The organism is Caballeronia sp. (assembly GCF_049581465.1).
Lineage (GTDB): Bacteria > Pseudomonadota > Gammaproteobacteria > Burkholderiales > Burkholderiaceae > Caballeronia.
Genome location: NZ_JBAUSA010000356.1, coordinates 1 through 3,768 on the forward strand (window position 1 = coordinate 1; position 3,768 = coordinate 3,768).

At 59.7% G+C, this 3,768-nt stretch carries 3 protein-coding genes; all 3 read left to right on the top strand.

Annotated elements, in window-relative coordinates; all coding sequences use genetic code 11:
- Nucleotides 1-115 precede the first annotated feature (115 nt).
- The gene (locus tag WCA53_RS08880) at nt 116-769 is read left to right on the top strand and encodes a septal ring lytic transglycosylase RlpA family protein (RefSeq protein ID WP_423908117.1); all 654 of its coding nucleotides are present in this window, start codon (nt 116-118) and stop codon (nt 767-769) included.
- A 467-nt stretch (nt 770-1,236) separates the two neighbouring features.
- On the top strand, nt 1,237-2,013 hold the full coding sequence (locus WCA53_RS08885; RefSeq protein WP_423908119.1) for a hypothetical protein: 777 nt from the start codon (nt 1,237-1,239) through the stop codon (nt 2,011-2,013).
- 481 nt (nt 2,014-2,494) lie between these two features.
- Nucleotides 2,495-3,768, top strand: a 1,274-nt coding sequence (mmsA, locus tag WCA53_RS08890; RefSeq protein ID WP_423908121.1) for a CoA-acylating methylmalonate-semialdehyde dehydrogenase, incomplete at its 3' end; no start/stop codon positions are given.

Below are 3,768 nucleotides of genomic sequence, written 5' to 3' on the forward strand. Positions count from 1 at the left end.
GTTCAAAGCGGCCGCGTGGATACATGCTATTGGCTTACTACGATCCAGCGAGCGCGGAGCGTACTGTACTAGATCGGGCAATGTTTTGACCGGCTGAAGATGAGGGTGATATGAAATGAAAAACAATCTTCATACCACGGAGAAGCGGCTACTGGACCTTATCCCCAAAGCGCAATGGGTGTGTTTGAAAACGCAACGGGTGTCGGTTGCGATGGCGTCAGGATCGGTGGTGAGCGAGCGTGGCGATCACGTCAACTACACTCGCTCACATCCGGGCCGAACACGCGGGCTTCAAGCGCTTTTGCTCCTGATCATGTCGTGCTACCTGAGCACGGCGCTTCCCGCGCAAACGCCGCCATCCACCGCGGCCAGCGAGGCGAGTGCGACGGGCGCCCACCACGCCCATCTTGACCGCTCCGGCAAACCACGCAAGGGCAAGGCCTCGTACTACGGCCAGAAGTTTTACTCAAAAAAGATGGCTGACGGCACGAGCATGAATCCGCAATCCGACTCCGCCGCGAGCAAGACTCTGCCGCTTGGCACCAAGGCCCGGGTCACGAATCTGGAAAACGGCAAAAACGAGGTGGTCGAAATCAGGGACCGCGGCCCCTACGTGAAGGATCGAATCGTTGACGTGTCGCCCAAGACCGCCGATAAGCTCGGCTTGAAAGAAAATGGCACCGCCCCCGTGGAAGTCAAGCCAGTGGAAGTTCCGCAGGCCGACGGTAGCGTGAAGCCAGGCGCCGGCGCAGCGCAAACCCATCAGTAGGGCGTATTGAAACGCTGAGTCTTACTGGCACTTCAAGATGACCTAATAGCAGATCGGCGCACGCCTCAAGGGTTGGCCAGATTACTTCTCGCCGCCGCTAAGGAGCGCTTCGCGTATTCCGTCAATCTTTTTACAGCCGCTTCCGACACCGGATTTTTTTAGCCACGCCCGGCTTTGCGGGCCTTGGTTGACCACCGGCATTGAAGACAAATGGGTTGTACTAAATGCGCGGAAGATCGAGATCGCGCTGTATCGTACTGGCGCGCCATACCGCGACTGACCTTTGTTTCGCAGACGTGCGCAAACGTTTTACGAGGCGTGTGTAAGGCACTCCTCTGAAATGTTAAGCGAGCTTGCCTCATCGGCGATTTAAGTTTCTGCGACATGTTCCGTTAACCCGTTGATGGCGCTCAATACCACGCGGCAGACTCGGGTCATAACCTAAAACAAACAATCGAATACTTCTCATGAAATTGCACTCGAAGATCATGCTGCTCACATTGCCCTTTCTTGCTGCGTGTGGAGGCGGAGACAGCAACCAATCGTGCGTCACGACAGGAAACATCACGACAGGTAACCTTCAAAAATCATGCGTCGCCGATTCGCACGCGATTCCCGAAGGCATTTGGTACGGGGCGACCACGACCTCGCTCGCTGCGCAAACGATCGTTCTCGAGACCGGGCAGTATTTCAGCGTCTATACGTCGGGCGGCAACCTGGTCTGGCTGACGGAAGGGATCGTCTCGGCCACCAACGGCGCATTTAGCGATCCGGCGACCGTCGCCCTGGATGTCTCAGGCCAGATCATCGCGGGTACGATGACCGGGACCTTCACGGCTCAAAGTACGCTTGCGGCGACGACAACGGTCAACACACTACCGACTACGACGGCTCTCACCTTTAACGGCAACTACAATTCCGCCTACGACACGCCGCTCGCGATCAGCGACGTGCTCGGCACCTGGAACAACCCGGCGAATGTCGCCACGACGGCAACGATTACGTTCGCATCGAACGGCTCGGCGACGGGCACGCAGGGCACTTGCACCTTTACGGGCAGCTTCACGCCGCGCGCGACAGGCAAGCATATTCTCGACGGCACCCTGACGTTCACCGATCCTTCCTGCGCTACGGGCAATGGCGTAGCGATGCCCGTTGAAGCGACCGTGGTGAACAGTCAACTGACTATCGTCGGCGTCACGCCGCAGCGCTCCACCGCATTCTATTTGGCTGCGGCGCGCTAACGCCCGGAGCTTTTCGCCCCTATCCGGCGGACTGGCCGCGCGGACAGCGTTGGTCCAGCGGCAGAACTGGGGCGCTGAGTTTAGTCGCAAAGTCATGTCGCGCGATGATCACGGAACGCGCCAGATCGCCTCTCTTTACGCTCTCAATGGCGAACTTCCCTAGCACGCAATGGGGCTTATTGCCGGCCTCGAAGATCTGCCACATGTCAGCTCGCCTGCGCTAAAGCCGACTTCGCGCCTTTAGCGGCTCCGATGCACAGGACACCCCGTCCAGTACGGCCTGCCAAGCCCTCCCGTTAAATTGCGCTTTGTTCCCGCAAGATTCTTTTGTCAGCTGCGGGTATTCGAAATCCGAGTTAATCCGCCTATATTTTCGTCCATTGGAGCCGTCGGCTCGGTCGGCGTTGAAGCCGAAAAACCCCTGTTCGAAAGCATGAGGATGCGTGGCGCGGACGGCGCCCGCATTCCCGTAGGAGGAAGTATGAGCGAAGCAGATCAAGGCGCTGTGCGCGAGCTGAGTCATTTCATCAACGGTCAACGCGCCGCTGGCACGAGTGGGCGGTTCGCCGACGTATATGATCCGGCGCTAGGCCGAGTGACGGCCCGTGTGCCGGTCGCAAACACAGACGAAGTCGCCGCTGCCGTCGCTGCTGCGAAAGCCGCGTTCCCGGCCTGGAGCGAAACCGCGCCGCTGACCCGTGCTCGACTGATGTTCAAGTTCAAGGAGCTGCTTGACGCGCACACCGACGAACTCGCCGAGCTCATTACGCGCGATCACGGCAAGCTGTTTTCGGACGCGAAGGGCGAGGTGGTGCGCGGTATCGAAATCGTCGAATTTGCGTGTGGCATTCCGAACCTGCTCAAGACCGAGTTCACCGATCAGATCAGCGGCGGCATGGACGCCTGGAATCTACGTCAGCCGCTTGGCGTGGCGGCGGGCGTCACGCCGTTCAATTTTCCGATGGTGGTGCCGTGCTGGATGTTTGTGATGGCCGCCGCGTGCGGCAACACGTTCGTGCTCAAGCCCTCGGAGCGCACGCCGTCGGCGTCGATTCGGCTTGCCGAGCTGTTCATCGAGGCGGGCTTTCCCAAAGGTGTGTTTAATGTGGTGCATGGTAGCAAGGCCGTCGTCGATGCGCTGATCGCGCACCCCGATGTCGCCGCGATGTCTGTCGTCGCCTCGACGCCTGTGGCCGAATACATCTATAGCGAAACCGCAAAGCGCGGCAAGCGCGTGCAGGCGTTAGGCAGTGCTAAGAACCATCTGGTCGTCCTGCCCGACGCCAATCTCAATCAAGCCGTCGATGCGCTGATCAACTCATCGTATGGCTCAGCCGGCGAGCGCTGCATGGCGACGTCAGTCGCGGTGGCGGTAGGGGATATTGCCGATGAGCTGGTCGAGCGCCTCGCGCCGCGCGTGCGCTCGCTCAAGATGGGTGGCGGCATGGAACCGGATCTGGACATGGGGCCGCTCATCTCCGCCGCGCATCGCACGAAGGTGTTGGGCTATATCGATGCGGGCGTCGCGGCAGGTGCCAAGCTCGTCGTCGATGGTCGCGGCCATACCGTGCCGGGCCACGAAGAGGGCTTCTTTCTCGCCGGCTCGCTCTTTGACGACGTGAAGCCCGATATGAGCATCTATCGAGAAGAGATTTTCGGGCCGGTCCTGTCGGTGGTCCGCGTGCCTGATCTCGCGAGTGCGATAGCGCTTGTCAACGCGCACGAACTGGGGAACTGTGTAACGCTTTTCACCTC